At 39.5% G+C, this 19221-nt stretch carries 11 protein-coding genes; 1 reads left to right on the forward strand and 10 read right to left on the reverse strand.

From position 1 onward, the window contains the following. Positions 1 to 15: 15 nt before the first annotated feature. Positions 16 to 3057: a glycosyltransferase family 117 protein gene (locus ACZZZC_RS21845; protein WP_463488118.1), complete on the forward strand. Its 3042-nt coding sequence runs from the start codon at positions 16 to 18 to the stop codon at positions 3055 to 3057. A gap of 395 nt (positions 3058 to 3452) precedes the next feature. Here the strand turns inward: ACZZZC_RS21845 and ACZZZC_RS21850 are convergent, their stop codons facing one another. The 10 genes from ACZZZC_RS21850 to ACZZZC_RS21895 all read right to left on the reverse strand — a co-directional run bounded on the left by ACZZZC_RS21850 (position 3453) and on the right by ACZZZC_RS21895 (position 19120). Beyond that, entirely contained in the window at positions 3453 to 4415 is a 963-nt protein-coding gene (locus ACZZZC_RS21850; protein ID WP_463483998.1) for an acetyl-CoA carboxylase carboxyltransferase subunit alpha, read from the reverse strand. A gap of 689 nt (positions 4416 to 5104) precedes the next feature. Then, positions 5105 to 6664: a S10 family peptidase gene (locus ACZZZC_RS21855; RefSeq protein WP_463488119.1), complete on the reverse strand. Its 1560-nt coding sequence runs from the start codon at positions 6662 to 6664 to the stop codon at positions 5105 to 5107. A gap of 127 nt (positions 6665 to 6791) precedes the next feature. Continuing rightward, complete coding sequence (locus tag ACZZZC_RS21860; RefSeq protein ID WP_463488120.1) at positions 6792 to 8372, reverse strand: SusD/RagB family nutrient-binding outer membrane lipoprotein; 1581 nt, start codon at positions 8370 to 8372, stop codon at positions 6792 to 6794. Between the two features lie 19 nt (positions 8373 to 8391). After that, positions 8392 to 11733 (reverse strand): SusC/RagA family TonB-linked outer membrane protein, encoded by a 3342-nt coding sequence (locus ACZZZC_RS21865; RefSeq protein WP_463488121.1) that lies wholly within the window; start codon positions 11731 to 11733, stop codon positions 8392 to 8394. Positions 11734 to 11852: 119 nt separating this feature from the next. Continuing rightward, the gene (locus ACZZZC_RS21870) at positions 11853 to 12917 is read right to left on the reverse strand and encodes a FecR family protein (RefSeq protein WP_463484002.1); all 1065 of its coding nucleotides are present in this window, start codon (positions 12915 to 12917) and stop codon (positions 11853 to 11855) included. Between the two features lie 358 nt (positions 12918 to 13275). Then, positions 13276 to 13830: an RNA polymerase sigma factor gene (locus tag ACZZZC_RS21875; RefSeq protein ID WP_463488122.1), complete on the reverse strand. Its 555-nt coding sequence runs from the start codon at positions 13828 to 13830 to the stop codon at positions 13276 to 13278. A 129-nt stretch (positions 13831 to 13959) separates the two neighbouring features. After that, positions 13960 to 15498 (reverse strand): alpha-amylase family glycosyl hydrolase, encoded by a 1539-nt coding sequence (locus tag ACZZZC_RS21880; RefSeq protein WP_463488123.1) that lies wholly within the window; start codon positions 15496 to 15498, stop codon positions 13960 to 13962. Beyond that, the gene (locus tag ACZZZC_RS21885; RefSeq protein WP_463488124.1) at positions 15467 to 15844 is read right to left on the reverse strand and encodes an early set domain-containing protein; all 378 of its coding nucleotides are present in this window, start codon (positions 15842 to 15844) and stop codon (positions 15467 to 15469) included. The genes ACZZZC_RS21880 and ACZZZC_RS21885 overlap by 32 nt, the downstream gene beginning before the upstream one ends. 68 nt (positions 15845 to 15912) lie before the next feature. Next, positions 15913 to 17289: an MFS transporter gene (locus tag ACZZZC_RS21890; protein WP_463488125.1), complete on the reverse strand. Its 1377-nt coding sequence runs from the start codon at positions 17287 to 17289 to the stop codon at positions 15913 to 15915. Positions 17290 to 17440: 151 nt separating this feature from the next. Then, the gene (locus ACZZZC_RS21895) at positions 17441 to 19120 is read right to left on the reverse strand and encodes an alpha-amylase family glycosyl hydrolase (RefSeq protein ID WP_463488126.1); all 1680 of its coding nucleotides are present in this window, start codon (positions 19118 to 19120) and stop codon (positions 17441 to 17443) included. Between the last annotated feature and the right edge of the window lie 101 nt (positions 19121 to 19221).

Below are 19221 nucleotides of genomic sequence, written 5' to 3' on the forward strand. Positions count from 1 at the left end.
TCATCAAACAACCCAATGAATTATTCAAAAGTCAATAATATAGTCGGCTGGATCTGCTTTTTAATTGCCACAATAACTTACGTTTTAACTCTTGAACCATCAGCAAGTTTCTGGGATTGCGGCGAATTTATCGCCTCAGCATTTAGAATGCAGGTTGTTCACCAACCAGGAGCACCATTATTTTTGATGATTCAACGCTTCTTTTCTGTTTTCGCCGCAGGCGATTTAACCAGAATTGCTTACTGGATGAATATTGGCTCGGCTATTTGTAGTGCCGCTACCATCCTATTCTTATTTTGGACCATCACCGCTTTGGCCAAGAAAACAATTTTAAAAGCAGGAGATGAACTGACCACTGGAAAACTGATCAGTATTATGGGTGCTGGTGCTGTAGGTGCCTTAGCCTATACATTTTCTGATAGTTTTTGGTTTTCGGCAGTTGAATCTGAAGTTTATGCGCAATCTTCATTGTTTACAGCAATCGTTTTTTGGGCAATCTTGAAGTGGGAAGCTCATGCAGATGAACCAAAAGCCGACCGTTGGCTGCTTTTCATAGCCTATATTATGGGTTTATCAATCGGAATTCACTTATTAAATTTACTTACCATACCAGCCTTAGCTTTTATTTATTACTTTAAAAGAACAGGCAAAGCCACAACTTCTGGAATTATAAAAACTCTGGTAGTTGGTATTTTAATTTTGGCGGTGATCCAATACGGAATTATCCAGTACCTGGTTTCATTTGGTGCCTACTTCGATTTATTCTTCGTGAATACTTTAGGATTAGGCTTCGGAACGGGTGTTCTATTTTTCGCTATTTTAGTGATTTCGGCCTTGGTTTGGGGCATTCGTTACTCCATCAAACATCAAAAGAAGTTATTAAACTTAGGCTTAATTTCTACTGTATTAATCATTTTTGGTTACGCTTCTTTCTCAATGATTATCATCAGAGCAAAAGCAGACCCGAACTTAAATAACAGTGCTCCGAAAGACGCATTCTCCTTTTTGAGTTATTTAAATCGTGAGCAATATGGCGATAGACCTTTAGCTTATGGTCCAAATTATAATTCGGAACGAACTGGAATTAAAGAAGGCGGAAAAACAATCTGGAGAAAAGGAAACGAAAAATACGAGAAAGCTGGTGTAAAAACCGATTACGAGTATAATAACAACACTTTATTGCCGCGTATGTATAGCGATGATGCCCGACATGCAGCCTTTTATAAAGAATGGATGCGTTTAGATGATGCCAAAGTTCCAAACTTGGTTGATAACGTAGGCTTTTTGTTCAGTTATCAAATTGGTTACATGTATATGCGTTATTTCATGTGGAATTTCGCTGGTCGCCAGAATGATGAACAAGGCCAGGGTAGCGGCCACGAAGGAACCTGGATTAGCGGGATTAAGCCAATTGATGCCATGTTAAGGGGCGATCAAACTAATCTACCACCATCTACAGTGGATAACAATGCTTATAACCGTTTCTTCTTTTTACCATTAATTATGGGAATTATTGGGGCATTATGGCACTTCAAACGCAACCAAAAGGATGCTGGCGTAGTGGCATTATTGTTCTTCTTTACAGGTATTGCGATCGTTTTATATCTAAATCAAAAACCTTTAGAACCTCGTGAACGTGATTACGCTTACGTAGGGTCTTTTTATGCTTTTGCCATTTGGATTGGTCTCGGTGCCTTGGCCATAAAAGAATGGGTATTTAAAAAGCTATCAGCAACAAATGGCGCTGTGGCGGCAACCGTAATTGGCTTATTGGCCGCTCCGGTAATTATGGCGCAACAAGGTTGGGATGATCACGATCGTTCTACCAAAATGGTTCCGCATGATATTGCCTTAGATTACTTAGAATCTTGCGCACCAAATGCCATCCTGTTTACTTATGGCGATAATGATACTTATCCGCTCTGGTATATCCAGGAAGTAGAAAATGTGCGTCCTGATATTCGTATAGTAAACCTAAGTTTGTTTGATACCGATTGGTACATCAATGGCGCCAGAAAAAAACAAAATGAATCTGCACCGCTACCAATTACGATGAAACCAGAGCAATATGTTCAGGGTGAGCGTGATGTAATGCCTTACGATGATTATAAAATTGCTGGTGCGGTGGAATTGAAAAACATTGTGGACCTCTTATTATCAAATGATGATAATGATAAGGTTGCGATGCAGGATGGTACTAAATCAAATTTCCTTCCTACTAAAAACTTCAAAATTACAATTGATCCTAAACAAGTGTTAAGCACAGGTACAGTTAGCGCAGCCAATGCTTCGAAAATTGTTCCGGAGATGACCTGGACTTTCAACAAAGGTTACGTTACAAAAGGTACACTGGCGATGCTTGATATTTTGGCGCATAACGATTGGAAACGTCCAATTTATTTTGCTTCAACCGTTCCTTCAGAACAATACAATGGTTTAGATAAATATTTGTATAGTGAAGGTTTAGCATTACGTTTAATGCCTTTACAACCTGACACAACAACATCGGAAGAGAGAGCAGAACAATTAAATACACCTGTATTGTATAACAACGTAATGACTAAATTTAAATGGGGTAACATGAAAAATGCTACTTATTTAGATCCACAATCATCTGATGATACCTTTATATTCACTAATATTTTCAGTAACCTAGCCGGAAGTTTAATTAAGGAAGGTAAAACCGCTGAAGCTAAAAAAGTGGTAGATAAGTATTACGAAGTAATGCCTCAGAAATTTTATGGCATTCGTACAGTTGTTGTTAAATTCTACATGGCTGAAAACTTATACAAACTGGGTGAAACCGCAAGGGCCAATGAAATCCTAACTCAATCTGGAGATTATATCAATAAAGAGTTGACCTATCTAGCGGATCTTTCTGCCTCAAAAGGTTTAACAGGATCGCAAAATGTGCAAACTGGGTTGTACTATCTGGATAGAATGATTAGGACAGCTAAAGCAAATGGACAAACCAAAGTGAGCACACAGCTGGAGAAAATATTTACTGGCTTAGAGGCAAAATTCTCAGCTTATTATTCGCAACAAGCGCCACAGTAAATTAGTTCTCAAAATACTTTCAAGCAGCTGCATTTAATTGTAGCTGCTTTTTTTATGGATTGTCGAGTGGTTATTAGGTCTGCGCTCATTTCTAACGAGCGCATTATAGCTTTACGATTCCATCGTAAAATACGATCAGCTATTTACACGCTCGTTTGGAAACGAGCGTGGGCATAAGGGCTAGCATTCTTCTAGCGCCTGCGCTCATTTCTAACAAGCGCACTATATTTTACGATTTCCATCGTAATATACGATTGCCTATTTACACGCTCGTTTGAAACGAGCGTGGGCATGTGTGGGCGTGGCAAGAAAACGAGGGTATCCATGAAACTAATAATCCAAAAAAAATCCCGTTTAGCGATGCTAAACGGGATTCAAAATTTATTTTTTAATGATTATTCATTTACAACGCCCATTTCACAGAACTTTTCAATTCTTTGCTCGATCATCTTATCGGTTTTCAACTTACCTAAGGCAGCCAAATCCTTTATAAGATATTCTTTCAGCGTTTGACCCATTAATTCAGGATCTTGATGAGCACCTCCAAGTGGTTCTGGAATAATGCCGTCGATTAATTTGTTGCCGAACATATCATCAGAAGTTAACTTCAAACATTCAGCAGCTTTTTCTTTAAAATCCCAGCTTCTCCAAAGAATTGAAGAGCAAGATTCTGGTGAAATAACCGAATACCAGGTATGCTCAAGCATATAAACTTTATCGCCAATACCAATACCTAAAGCGCCGCCAGATGCACCTTCGCCAACAACAACACAAATAATGGGCACACGAAGCACCGACATTTCTAATAAGTTGCGGGCAATTGCTTCACCCTGACCACGTTCTTCAGCTTCCAAACCAGGATATGCACCCATCGTATCGATAAAAGAAACTACAGGTTTGTTAAACTTCTCGGCCAGGCGCATTAAACGTAAAGCTTTGCGGTAGCCTTCAGGGTTGGCCATACCGAAATTGCGAAACTGTCGTTCTTTGGTGTTTTTACCTTTTTGGTGCCCGATAACCATTACCGTTTGACCGTTTATGGTAGCAAAACCGCCGATAATTGCCTTATCATCTTTAACTGTCCTATCGCCATGTAACTCAATAAAATCATCACAAATCATGCTGATGTAATCGAGTGTTTGCGGACGATCGGGATGACGGCTCATTTGAACCTTATTCCAGCCAGTTAAATTTTTATATAAATTGTTGGTGGTCTCTTCTAATTTGCCATCAAGCTCGTCTAACGTGGCAGACATATCTACCTTTGTTTTATCGGCAACTTGTTTAACCTTTTCTATCTGCTGAACTAAATCGGCAATAGGTTTCTCAAAATCGAATGATGTTTTTATTTGCTGCATAATTGAACCACAAAAATAAGTAATTATTTTTAGTTTGCGGTCAACAGTTTTTTGTTTCGCTCCTGCTAACTAAATAACGCGATGATGAATTGCATTTTGACTATGATTTGGAAAGCAATGACAGTAAAAAATCGCCTTGGTCCCGCCCTGCTCTATCTCCTACCGATGAAGAATCGGTATCCGGTCGATCAGGTTTAGGTGGCAACACCTGAATAAAGATCGACGAAGATCATGAAACGTTCCTAACGGAACGAAATAATTATCACACCTAATTTTGCTACCGAGGAAACGTCCCGCTGGGACGAGGAGGTAGCAAGAAACAGTTATCTGATGTTCACTAACTTACCGTCAACACAAGGAAAAGTGAATTGGTTATTTGCTTTCGAAGCCACATACGGTAAGTTAACCGTTAATATTGCTGGGAACTATTGTTGTAAGCTGGCTATTCAATACCCAAAGTTAATTAGCCCTGATTGAAGCGAAAATACTTTTTTGATAGCTTCTGTTCAATTTTCCACAACAATTACGCAAAAAAGATTGAAGCGTAAAGCAGGACCAACAGAAATAGTTGTACTGACTTTGCGCTTCAAATAATTTTGTCTCAAGACTGATTTTGAAATATAGCGCCTGAGGATTCATACCCAATTTGCGTATGATCTTAGAATCCCTAAATCCTAAAAAAATCCTGGTTAAAACTTTGCCGCTTCACCTGCTTTTGGCAATGCTTTTTTTATAAACTCCCGAATGTGATTATTGGAATTTTTCAAATCTTCTTTACGCAGGTACATCATGTGCCCGCTACGGTAGCCTTCCCAACTCATGCGATCTTGAAATTTGCCCGCAGCATCTAATTGCCACATGCTGTATTTTGCATTGAAATAGTCGCAAGCACCATCGTAGTAACCCGATTGCACCAATAAATGTAAATAAGGGTTTTGCGCCATCGCCTGACGAAGGTTATCACCGGTTTGGTCGCCACTTCTATCCCAGGGATAAACCGAGCCAAACATGTTATACTTTAAATCGGTTTTGTAGTTAAGCTCGTTGCGGATGTACATGTTAATTGCAGGCGTGAAAGAATGCAGCCACGAAGTAAGCTCTGCATTATAATCCGGCCCCTCACCAGCACTCATTTTATCGATTCCGCGATAGCGGGAATCTAAACGACCAACAGTAAAACCCTTGTCTCTCATCAGTTCTTTCCAGAAAAAATTTGTTGGCACATTTAAGTTATAGTCTATTATTACTTTCTCCGATAAACCCGAATAACGGGCCATTTTCGCTGCAATAGCTTTCTTTTTTTCAGCACTTAACATGCTGCCTTGAGAAATTGCCGGAATCACCTCATTGATAGTGAAATTTTCCACCTCAGGCAACATTGCTGTTAAATCTTTTGATTGCAAATCCTGAGGCAACAATTTGTGGTACCAGGCGGTCGCCGCGAAATAAGGTAAACGTAAAGCCGCTTCAACTGGCCCGCCACGCTCTATTCCCAGTTCTGTTGGCGAAACTAAAACTACCCCATTTAAATACATCCACTGGTTATTTTGAAGTTCTAAAGCTAAACCTGAAACACGGGTGGTTCCGTAGCTTTCACCAATTAAAAATTTCGGCGATGCCCAGCGGTTGTTTCTAGTTACAAAAGTGTTGATCCATTCTGCCAGATATTTGATATCGGCTTTTACACCAAAAAATTTATTGGTTGGAATATCTTTACTAACTGCCCGAGAATAACCCGTGTTTACCGGATCGATGTAAACGATATCTGCAACATCCAAAATAGAGTAAGGGTTTTCTTTGTAGCCATATGGCTGAACCGGGTAACCTTCATCATCGATGTTTAACACCACCGGACCAGTGTAAGCGATGTGCATCCAAACTGAGGCAGAACCGGGGCCACCATTGAAGGAGATCACCAACGGTCTTTTATCGCGATTAGAAACATCACTTCTTTCGTAATAGGTATAAAATAACCCTGCTATGGGTTTTCCATCTTCATCCCAAACGGGAAGCGTACCAGTAGTTGCCTTGTAAGGAACTGATTTTCCATCGATATTTACTGAATGATTGGTAATCACCGAACTTTCGACTTTTATAGCACGTTCATTAGCTATTGATTTAGGCTCCTCTTTTACGGTAACCTGAGTTGAGGTAAAGGTTTCTTTTGACTGGTTTCTTTTTGGGCTTTGCTGAGCATATATAGCTATGCCTGCAAGTAAAAACATACTTAGTAAAAATCTGAATTTCATTTAGTTGAGTTTGGTTCATAAATATCAAGTTAAACTGCCGTTAATCAAAAACCTCATTAGAAATGTTACTCAAAAAAAAACCGGTGCCAAAATAAATGACACCGGTTTTAAAAGCTTTCAAGTCTGTCTATTTATCCCACCAAACTCTTCCAACCAATTTATCACCACCCGGAACCGCTGCTGATGCTGTTTTGTAATTCGCCGCATTAGATACGCCTTCTATTAAAGGATAAGGGAACCTCCGCGGAATTGAGCCGCCTGTATTGGTATTTGGGTAAACAATTGGAACCAGTGCAGGTAATCCAGTTCTTCTCCAGTTCGACCACGTTTCGTAAAAATCCAACATGGTAATGGTGTGCGCCCAATATTGCGTAGAAATCATTTCTAAACCATTAGCTGCAACATAAGGATGAGCAGTTAAATAGGTAGCAGCATCGCCGGCCGTTAAAGCCATGGATGGATCAAACTGAGATAGATAAGTCATTGCGGCGGTAACGCCTGCATTATAGTGTGCAGCTGCCGAGCCACCAATGTTGAAGCGTTGTGCGGCTTCTGCCCAAAGCAATTCAGTTTCGGCATAGGTAAGAATAATGGTATTTCCATCCCTTTTTAACATGCCTGGATTAGGAGAAGAATAGTCAGTAAAATCAGTATAAGAAGCATCTTGACGAACATCTCTGCCTGCAATACCACTTAAATCTTTACCATTTGGCATCCCTTTTTGAACAGATGCAGTTGTAATAAAAGCAGGGTTTTGCGCTTTTGTTACATCTGTTAAATAAAGCTTCGTTACTGCAACTTTACCCAAACGCGGATCGTTATTGGCTTTTAAATAATTGATGAAAGTACTGCTCCATCGGGTATAAAAATTCTCCTGACCACCATCGCCCAATAACACCTGTGCTGCTCTGTTTTGGGTAACTCTGCCGCCATTTGCATCATGTTTAAACAAGGCGTTATCGGCATCGCCAGTCATGGTTTTACCAACAGCTTTTGTAATGTAACTTTGTGCTAAAGTTGCATCAGCTTTGGTTAACCTCATCGCCATGCGCAACATTAAACTGGCAGCAAAGCGCTTCCATTTGTTTACATCACCACCATAAACCAAATCGCCCGTTACTGCATCACCACCAGCTGTAAGTGCTGTTCCTGCTTCATCAACTTCTTTTAAGAGATCGGCATAAATGGCCTGCTGTGCATCATATTTTGGATATAAATTTCCGGTATAATATCCTTTACCTGCATCGAAATACGGTATATCGCCATACAAATCTGTCAACCGTTGAAACATTAGTGCTTTCCAGATTCTACCAATTTGGTGTACGTTATTATACTGCGCTTTCCCTTTGGTAAACTCAACCAAATCTGCTGCATATTTTATTTGATCAGGATAAGCTTTTTCCCAATAGGCGGCGGTGTAGCCCTCATTCAGCATGTATTTATCACCAGCCCAATAACTAATTACTGATGACATGCCCTGCATCATTGTTGAGGCATAAATCAAGTTGCCACGCCAGGTTTCATAAGCAAAATCTACACTGCCCGTATAATTCAATTGGGCTGTTGATAATAAATAATTTGGGTTAAATTGTTCTTGATTTACCGATAAAGGGTCAGTATTAATTTTTTCGAAGTTTTTAGTACAGCTTGTTATTAGCGCCAGGCCTGATAATAGAAGTGGTACGTATAATTTTATGATCGTTTTCATTTTCAATTCTTTTTAAAGATTATAACTTAACACTTAAATTTAAACCATAGGTACGCACCGGCGGAACGCCACCGAGTTCCATTCCAGGAATGGTTGCGTTATAGCTGGATTCGGGATCGATATTATCGGTTTTCTTCATTAAAATGAACAGATTACGCCCTACAAAACTTACGTTTAAGCCTTTAATTTTGTTATTAAAAACCTTTGCTGGAAAGTTATACCCCAATATAAACTGACGGAACTTGATGAAACTGGCATCTTGCACAAACTGTTTGGAAACATTGTTGGCGTAAGTGCTATAATAATTTGCTGCACCAATACCCAATTGATCACGGTTTTCTAAGGTAGCTTGGTGTAAACCAAAAACATAGCCATAATAATCTGTTGCTGAGAAGATTTTACCGCCCCATTTCCCATCGATTAAGAAAGAGAGATTTACGCCTTTATAATTAAATTCGTTATTCCAGCCGGCAGTCCATTTATGATATGCCGAACCATAATCTTTTAATTCTCCTCGTTGTGGAACACCATTAGTATCTCTTACAATGTTTCCATTTGCATCGTACTGAAAATCATAAGCCATGATTTGTGCAATAGGTTTACCTTCTAAATTTTGAAGAAAACCAACGTTACTGCGTGACGTTGCCAAAGGCTGCGACGCCGTTCCAGGAGCAAGCGTAAGTACCATATTATTATTACGAGATCCGTTGATGCTTGATGTCCAGCTAAAATCCTGATTTTTTAATATCACCCCAGAAACTAATGCTTCAATACCCCGATTTCTTAACTGACCAATGTTTAATACCGCACCATTGTATCCTGTTGTGGTAGAAGTGGGCACATCGATAATTTCATCTTTTGATTTTTTGTTGTACCAGGTGAAATCAACATTTAAACGATCTCCGAAAAATCTCAGCTCCGTTCCAATTTCCAACTCTGTTGCACTTGATGCAAATAAAGAAGCATTCGGAATTGCGCCGTTAACAATATTACCCAGCGGATTATTGTTGATGGACTCGCTACGTAAGTTATAATACAATTGCGTTTGGAAAGGACTGGTAGCCTGACCAACCATCGCATAACCTGCTCTTAATTTACCAAAGCTTAAGAAAGATGGTTTCCACAATTCAGAAAAAACAAATGATCCACTAACAGCCGGGTAAACGGTGTTTAGTTTATTGTCTCTTCCAGGAGTTGCCAATGTAGAAAACCAATCACTGCGGGCACTTCCCGTTAAATATAAAATATCTTTATAAGTAACTTCCAGCGTACCATAGATGGACTGTGTTTCCTGATCTTGTTTATAGGCAGAAACAGATTTCCCACCCGTATTGGCCAAAGTATAAATTCCAAAAAGCTGGAAATTCGCACCACTATTGGTTATCCCTTCACTATGTGTTCTACGGTAGCTGGCGCCAATATTGGGCGTAATGGAGATGTCATCAATTTTGAATGATTTACCAATTAACCCATCCACGTTGATATCAGAAAATTTACTGTTCTGTTCGGTATATCCTCCATCAACATCATAAGCGGTGCCAGATGGCGTAACTGCAATGTATGTATCTTTATAAGAATCTCTTCCGGCTCTGGCTTGCAAAAACAATCCATTATCAAAAGTATATTTCGCACTTACCGAACTTAACAAACGTTCTCTATTGGTATCATGTATAAAATCGTTTGCAGCGAACCAAGGATTTGTAGCATATGGATTGCCTGTATTGTACGAAAGTTCGTTTCCATCGGGCTTTTTGCCTGGCTGTAATGTGGCGATGTTTACACTGGTTGGCAAAAATGCTGCATTGTAATTGGCATTACCTGCCCCATCTGATAACATCGGGCGGTTTTTTGCCTGCTCTAAAATGTAGTTTACACGGGCATCAATCACCAAATTTTTAACCGGATCGAATGTGCTCGACAACGTAAAGTTCTGTCTGTTTAAACCTGAGTTTGGCACCACCGAACGATTCGTTAAATCACTTGCAGATAAACGAATTACTCCACCTGTAAACGATTTGTTCAAAGCCAAAGTGTTTGTCCAGCTGCCACCGGTTCTATAAAAATCTTCGATATTATCTTGCTGTGCTGAATACGGCCTGCTTACCCCGTCAAACTGAATAACGCTTGATCCATCAAGAGGCGCACCCCAGCTTGAGCTTCCTGTAGAAGCCGCAGCCAATTGTGTAGTAGGTTTCTGTCCGTTTACCCCCTGACCGTAAACATATTGCCAGTTGGTTCTGTCCATTACCTGCTCAGCTACATAATTACTGCTAAACTCAATGCTGTTTCCTTTACCACTTTTTGTGGTGATTAAGATTACACCTGCTTTAGCTCGGTTGCCATATAACGCTGATGCTGCAGCTCCTTTTAATACTGAAATGCTCTCGATATCATCAGGATTGATGTTGCTAATGGCATCTCCCAAATCTGGTGCGTTATCGTATTGCCCACCGTTGTTTCCAATTCCAATGGTGCTTTTATATCCTACCGGAGAGTTTTCCATCGGTATCCCATTAACCACATAAAGCGGCTGACTTGATGGACCCATGCTCGAAACACCACGAATAGTGACATTGGTAGCCGCTCCCGCTCCTCCTGAAGTTCCGGCAATATCTAAGCCCGCAACTTTACCTACTAACGAATTGGTGATGTTATTTTCTCTGGCTTGCGTTAAAGTTTCGCCAGAAAGCTGCGTAACCGAATAACCTAGTGCTCTTCTTTCTTTCTTAATACCCAATGCGGTTACCACTACATCAGTAAGTTGTTTGGTATCTTCAACCAATGTAATACTGATTGTCGTTTGGCTTCCGATAGCAACTTCTTTAGTTTGAAAACCCGCATAAGAAACGACTAAAACAGCATTTTCTGGAGCATTTAAAGCAAATTTGCCATTAATATCGGTCGAGGTTCCAATTCCTGTTCCTTTAACACGAACGCTTGCACCCGGTAATGCGCCTCCTGAAGCATCTTTGATTGTACCGGTAATGGGTACTTCTTTATTCCTGCTAATCACGATCAAACCTCCATCAGAAACAGAATATTTCAGGTTCGTTCTGTTTAAAATAGTGGCTAAAACGTCAGTAACCAAAGTATTGGTTACGGTGATGCTTACATCTTTATTTACCGGGACATAAGAAGCGCTATACACAAAATGGTAGCTGCTCTGCTGTTCAATAATCTGTAAAACCTTACCTAATTTCGTTTTCTTTACATCGAGGGATATTTTTTCCTGAGAAAACACCGATGCAGAAACATTCAGGCAAGTAATGAAAACCATAATACAGGCCAATTTCATTAGCAAAATGAATTTTAAGAGCTTCCGGCGAAGCGGATGCCCTTGCAGTAAGTAATAATTAATCATATTTTTGTTTTTTTGGTTGCATAAGTTCTTGGCAGCAATCTGTTTGCGCATAAACTGCCATTAATTAATCAAAGAAGAAATATTAAGGGCGGTGCTCCAACACCGTCCTTTTTTTATTCTTATTTTGAGATGATCACCTCATTTCCTTTTATCTCATATTTAAAATATTCTACGTTTTGTAATGCTGAAAGAACTTGTTCAATGGTTTCGTTGCTGAATGTAGCCGTGAAACGATACTTTTCAACTTCGCTGTTAGTAAACTTGATTTTAACATTGTACCATTTTTCTAAAACGGCTTTGATTTCGTCAAAATCCTGATCGTAAATTTCGATGCGATTTTTAGTCCAGGCGGTTTCTACGATTGTGCTGTCTTTTATAACGGTATAATGGTTTATTGCGATTTCCGGTCGTGCCAGCGAGGGTTTTGATAACTTGGGTTTTCTGAGCGATGGTTGGGTTTTGTAGAAAGTTACCTTCTGGCTTGGTTTCAACGTAATTGTACCTCCATTGCCATTTGCGGCTTCCATTGTAATTAAACCTCGAATCAAAGTCGCTTCGGAAGTGATTTCATCTGGATAAGATTTAACGTTAAATGCTGTACCCAAAACATTGATATCAAAATCGGAAGTATGTACTTTAAAAGGTTTTTCTTTATTATGAACGACATCAAAAAAAGCTTCCCCTATGAGGTTTACTTCTCTTTTATCATGATTAAATCCTTTAAGAATTGAAAGTGTACTTTTTGCATTTAGCAGAACCACCGTTCCATCCTGTAGCTTGATTTTTTTTCTTTCACCGCTTTTTGTTGTCCAGGTGAACACTTCCTGTGTGGATTCGCTGCTCTTAAAATTACGATAGCTTAAATAAAGTAAAGTGGCACCTAAAACTACCACAATTGCCGCTGCAATTTTTAGCCATAAAAAAGACCTTATTTTAGCACTTATCTCCTGTTGTGGAAACATCTCTTGCTTAAAAAAATCTACTTGTGAATTTAACTGGCGTTTTTTTCCGCTCAAAATCACATATAATTTTTTCGCTTCGGCAATTACTTCCGCCTGTTCCGGGTGGGCATTAATGTACTTCTCCCAATATCCAACACAAAGTTTGTCGGTTCCAGCGCAATATTGCTGAAATGTAGAATCGACAAGGAAATCTTCTGCGTTGAATTTACTTCTATCAACCATTGTTGTTTGCCTTTTATATATCAGTGCCTAAAAGTTTAATTTTTTCCTAAAGAAATTTTAACTTTTTTATAATATTCAGAATAATTGGCCTTTGCAGGCTTGAAAACAAGAAATTTAATTGCGGGATAAAGTGCTTTGTTGATAATTATATTATTTATGAAGCAAAAAAATCTTTGAATGATGTTCACAAGTGGAAAAGATCTCTCCACTACGCTGCGCTTCGGTCGAGATGACGGGCCGTGGGAGCTCGCCGGGATGACGACCAGCTAAGAGCTTTCATTGAAATGCAGCAGGTCAATATTTAGTTAAGGAACGGTGAAGAAAGCAAGTTTGGCTTAATATCCCAGAGCAACCCGATCTATCCCTTAAACTCTTTCCTCAATATTTTTAGCGCATCGTAAATGGTGTTGTAAGCCGTTTTAATGCTTTGGTTCGTTTGTTCAGCAATCTGCTCGTAGCTTAAACCCTCAAAAAACTTTAAATGAATCAGTTGTTTTTGACGAAAAGTGAGCTTCTCTAGCGCATTTTTGAGTTGGTGTTTCACCAGTTCATCGCTTTGCACTTTTACAATAAACTCCTCATAACTCATTTCCATCCAATCTCCATCGGCACCAGCGTTCGAAAGTGCATCGTTAATCTTACGCTTTCGCTCGAGGATTCGCAAGAGTTTGCGTTTTAAAAAGGTTCGAAGATAGGCTTCTACATTATCTACCCGATTGAGTGTTTCATGCTTTTCCCAAATGGTGGTAAAAACCAGATCCGTAGCTTCGCTGGAAGTATCTGCATCGGCACATACCCGAATTCCAAAATTTACGAGTGGATAATAAAGCGTTCGGTAAAGATCAAAAAACGCATCTCTGTCGCCAGAACGAAGTCGTTCCCATAACAGGTGATGCGTTAATTTTTCGTTCATTTAGGATGAGTTGTTGTTAAAACAATATTAACTAAAAACATCAAGATTATTAAGACCGAAGCCGCAGATTTAAAGATATAATCGAATTAAAGTGTAAAACGGGAGCTTCGAAATGAAATTATAAAAGCGCTATTTCAACACACTTTTACTGAAAATATGATATTCGCCTGGAGCAAAAGTGGCCGTGTAAGCATTAGAAGACAAGTTAATGTTGCTACCAACTGCATCAAACCACGATCCCGAAGATCCGAAATCAATGTTTGAAGTTTGATTAACTACATCAAAGTTGCCAACAACAATTACTGTATTCGAACCCTCTATAAGCTTGATATACTTAATCCCGCCAGCTAAATTGTAAGTTGAATTTGTCGTGTTAAAAACAGAATTGTTTCTTTTTAAACGAATAAATTTTGCATAAGCATCAAGCAGCTCCTTCCGACTAGGATCGTTGAAATATTCCCATTTGATGGGTTTTTCACCAGTTCTTCCATTGAAATCGATACTGACATCGTAGCCCAATTCGCCAAATTGCCAAATCATTTTTGGCCCGGGAATAGCCAATAGAAAAGCTGCGGCCATTTCTTCTCGTTTTAAAGATGTAGCTAAATTGCCTTTGATCGAATAAGTGCCAGCGGCATTTCCGTAGGTGAAATTTTTAAAATTTAACCGCTCTTCATCATGACTTTCACCATAGGTAACCAGGTTCTCAGATTTTGAAAAACCATGATTGGCATAAAAACCCCATTGGAAATTGGAATTCCCCAACCAGCCCATGGTGGCTTCATTCATGTTGTAGTTTACGTTGTTCCAAAGCATCATCCCCTCATCAGCCAACACTTTTTCTTCTGTCGCATCAGCAAAATGTTCTAAAATAACATAGAAATTATTAGGGTCGATGCTTTTGATATAGCTATTGTATTCTTTCCAAATCGCAATTCTGCTTGCATCATAAGCACTCATTCCCGCATCATCTGTAGAAGTTTTTTGGGTGAAGCCTTTTGACAAATCAAATCTAAATCCATCAATTTTGTATTGCTGCATCCAGAATTTCATCACATCTTTCGAAAACTTTTTGGTTGCTGCACTTTCATGATTAAAGTCGTAACCAACATTATACGGATGTTTTGCATCCACATTAAACCATGGGCTATTTGAAGTAGGTTTCGAATTATCAAAATACATCTGTACCATTGGCGATTGACCAAAAGAATGGTTCAAAACGAGGTCTAAAATCACAGCAATTCCTTTACCGTGACACTCATCGATAAAGTTTTGCAATGCCGTTTTGCTTCCATAATATTTATCCGCAGCAAAATAAAACGAGGGATTATAACCCCAGCTTAAATTTCCTTCGAACTCGTTTACAGGCATTAATTCGATGGCATTGATGCCTAAACTCAATAAGTAATCAAGTTTGGTTAACGTAGAAGCATAGTTGTGCTCTGTTGTAAAATCGCGGATCAGCAATTCATAAATAACTAAATTGTTTTTTTCAGGCCTGGCAAAACCAGCATTTTTCCAGGTGTAAACCGGTTGATTAGCCTGCATCACACTCACAATTCCCGTAGTTTTCCCTGCAGGATAAGCTTTTAGATTTGGATAAACAGTTGCAGATATATACTTGTCATTATCCGGATCAAGCACTTTTTCGCTGTAAGGAATCGGCAACCTTTAATTTGCCATCAATAAAAAATTGATAAGCATATTCGGTATTTGGATTTAGGTTGTTTACCTGAATCCACCAGGTGTTACCATCTGCAGTTTTTTTCATCACCGAAGCCGTTACAGCCCAATCATTAAATTCACCAATAAGTGAAACTGAATTTTTCCCAGGCGCATAAAGGGTAACAATTGCCGAAGTTCCGTTGTTAATGAAAGCGACACCATCTTTTGCGCCCGCAGGTAAATCTACCGAGGGTTGGGTTGGAATTTCTGTTCCACCCTCTGTTGAAGATTTTTTGCATGAGGTATTAAATGCTGTAACCAGCAGTAGGAGGTAAATAATTTTTTTCATTTGGTTAGGGATTTATAAAAGGCTTGCGTCATTGCCTGCTTGTGGCAGGCAGGCAATGACGACTTAAGTTATACTGATCTATTTTCTTCAATAGCCAGTTCTGAAGCTAATGTTTCATCTGTTTTCTTCGGTTCTCTGATAAACAGATAACAAATAACTGCGGCTAAAATCATTAAGCCACCGCCCAGCTGAACCGCTAAAAGCCTGTCATTATTAAGCACATTTCGCATTAACCAGCCGAAACCCAGTGATGCAATGATCTCAGGTAAAACGATGAAGAAATTAAATATTCCCATGTAAATACCTATTTTATCTTTTGGTAAAGAACCACTGAGCATGGCATAAGGCATGGAAAGAATACTTGCCCAGGCGATACCAACACCAGTCATGCATAGATAAAGCATATTTTTATCATGTACCCAAGCCACGCTGATTAGTCCAATTGCGCCACAAAGCAAACAAATGGCATGAGTTGTTTTTCTGCCCAATGCATCAGCAATTTTAGGTAACACCAATGCAAAAAGGAAAGTAATTACGCTATAATAAGCCAGGGTTAAACTTCCGAAATCTGCTCCCTGTGCATATACAGGATCGGCAGCATCTTTGCCTCCAAAAACATTTACCGCTACTGCTGTAGTGTAGTAAAACCACATTAGAAATAAGCCTGGCCAGGTAAAAAATTGTACAAGAGAAACAATTTGCATACGCTTAGGCATATTGCTTAACGCATGAAAGATTTCTTTTGCACCACCTAAAAAACCATTACTATTTTCCTTCAACTTCTCTTTAAAATCGGGATCTTGTGGTGGATATTCTTTGGTGGTAAAAACCGTCCACAATACGGCAGCAAAAAAGAAAAACGCACCGATATAAAAAGAGAATCTTACATTCTCAGGAATCTGACCCTGAGCTGCTGTGTTCTGTAAATCGAAAACATTGTTCATCAACCAGGGTAAGGCCGAAGCTACACTTCCACCTAAACCGATCATCATGCTTTGCATAATAAAACCGCGATTCACCTGGCTATCTGGCAACTTATCGGTAACAAAAGCACGGAAAGGTTCCATTGCAATATTACCAAATACATCTAAAACCCAAAGTAAGCCCGCAGCCATCCACAAAGCGCTGCTGTGTGGCATAAAAATTAAAGCGATACTGCTTACAATTGCCCCAATCATAAAATAAGGCCTTCTTCTCCCCCATTTTGGGTGCCAGGTTCTATCGCTTAGGTAACCAATAATCGGTTGAACCAACAAACCCGTTAACGGGGCAGCTAAAAATAACAGCGGAACCTGATCGGGGTTTGCACCAAGATTTTCGTAAATACGCCCCATATTGGCACGTTGCAAATCCCAGCCAAACTGAATTCCGAAAAACCCGACACTCATATTGATAATTTGTGCAAGCGTTAGTTTCGGGTTCTCGAATATTGTTTTTAAGCTCATTATATTTGGTTTTTATTTAACCTCAAAGTACGCTAAGTGAATAACGCAAAGGCGCAATTTTTTTTATTGCTATTACTCGGTTTGTGTTTTCACAGACCGAAATGTAAATTTAAAATGGTCTGTGGTGACACAGACCATGAAACTCATCATTCTAAAATTCTATTACTTGTGCCGAAACTGGTGCAAGTTTAACGGGTATAGTTGTTCCTGCTGGTATGTTCAGTTTTGTATCTGTTAACAATTCCGTAACCGGAGATGAATTCTTAACTTTCAATACCGCTTCAGGGATTTGGATGCTCGCCTCCAACGTTAAATTTCTATCGAAATTCGCCACTACCAACAAACGTTGCTTACCAGAGTAACGAATGAAAGCATACATTCGGTTATTCATGTTTCCGCTTTGAGGAATCTCAAAGATTTCGCCGTTCAATACTGCATCACTTGCTGATGTGACTTTCAAAAGCTGTTTGTAATAAGCTCTTAAATGTTGCTGGGTAGCATTAAGTTTATGTCCATCAAACAAGCCACCATTCATCCATTTTTGATGATTTGGAACACCCCAATAATCAAAGATAGTGGTGCGGTTATCATCTCCGCCATAACCTTCTTTTCCTTTCCCCGGTTCTCCAACTTCCTGTCCGAAATACAACATTACCGGACCAGCACCTAAGGTAGCAGAAACCACCATCGCAGGTAGCGCCAGTTCGGCCTTACCCGCAAAGCCTGTCGATGCAATCCGTTCTTCATCGTGGTTCTCTAAAAAGCGCAACATTTTTTTTCCAAAGCCAGCGCTTTCTTTCTGCCAAACGTAACGAATAACCGACACATCTGCCTCGGCTTCATTTCTAATCAGCTTTTTTAAGCCATCATATAAACCCACTTTATCGTATAGGTAATCGAATTTTCCTTCTTCTAAATATTGTTTGTAAACCTGAGGATTGTAGGCTTCACCTAAGAAAATCAAATTAGGATTAACTTTTTTAACCTGTGGAATAACCCAGTTCCAAAATGCAATAGGAATCATTTCGGCCATATCGCACCTGAATCCGTCAACACCTTTATCTGCCCAAAAAACTAAAATATCTCGCATCTTCGTCCAAACCGGAGGGATGGGACTAAAATATTCTTTTCTCCCGTTCAGATAATCCAAGCCATAATTCAGCTTAACAGTTTCGTACCAATCGTCGTATTTTGGAGCAGCAGTAAACGCGTCGTTGCCAGTAGCCTTTGCCGGGTTTTCGTCAAACTTGCCATCTTGAAGAATAGAAAGCGGCGTCTCTTGTCCGTTAGTAGGCACTACGAGCGGCTGACCAGGGATGTAATAAAAATCATTTTTTGTGCTGAAAGCTTTAGTTACGTCGTCATTAGCGCCAAAGTCGATCACATTTTTTGGTTTGGAATAAGAATGGTAACCTCTGGCTACATGGTTTGGAACAAAGTCGATAATGACCTTTAAATTCTTTGCATGTGTTCTATTTACTAACGCTTCAAATTCCTGCATCCGGTTTTTTACATCCACTGCTAAATCAGGATTTACATCGTAATAATCGCGGATTGCATAAGGCGAACCAGCCCTGCCCTTAACCACGTCGGCATCATCAACCTTAATTCCATAATTCGAATAATTGGTGAGGCTTGCATGTGCAATAACGCCCGTGTACCAAACGTAATTTACATGCAACTCTTTGATCCCATCTAGCGCCCGATCTGTGATATCATTAAATTTACCAGAACCATTTTGCTCAATGGTTCCGTATGGGATGTTGGTGGTATTCTTGTTTCCGAATAAACGGGGCAATAACTGATATATAACGATTTGCTTATCGTTCATATTTTTACTCTTTTTTTGTGCAAAGGATGATTGTGAAATAATGGTAAAGATAAGTAAAAGAGCTAAAGTCCTCCCCCAACCCCCTCCAAAGGGGAACGAGC

The organism is Pedobacter sp. AC212 (assembly GCF_979258625.1).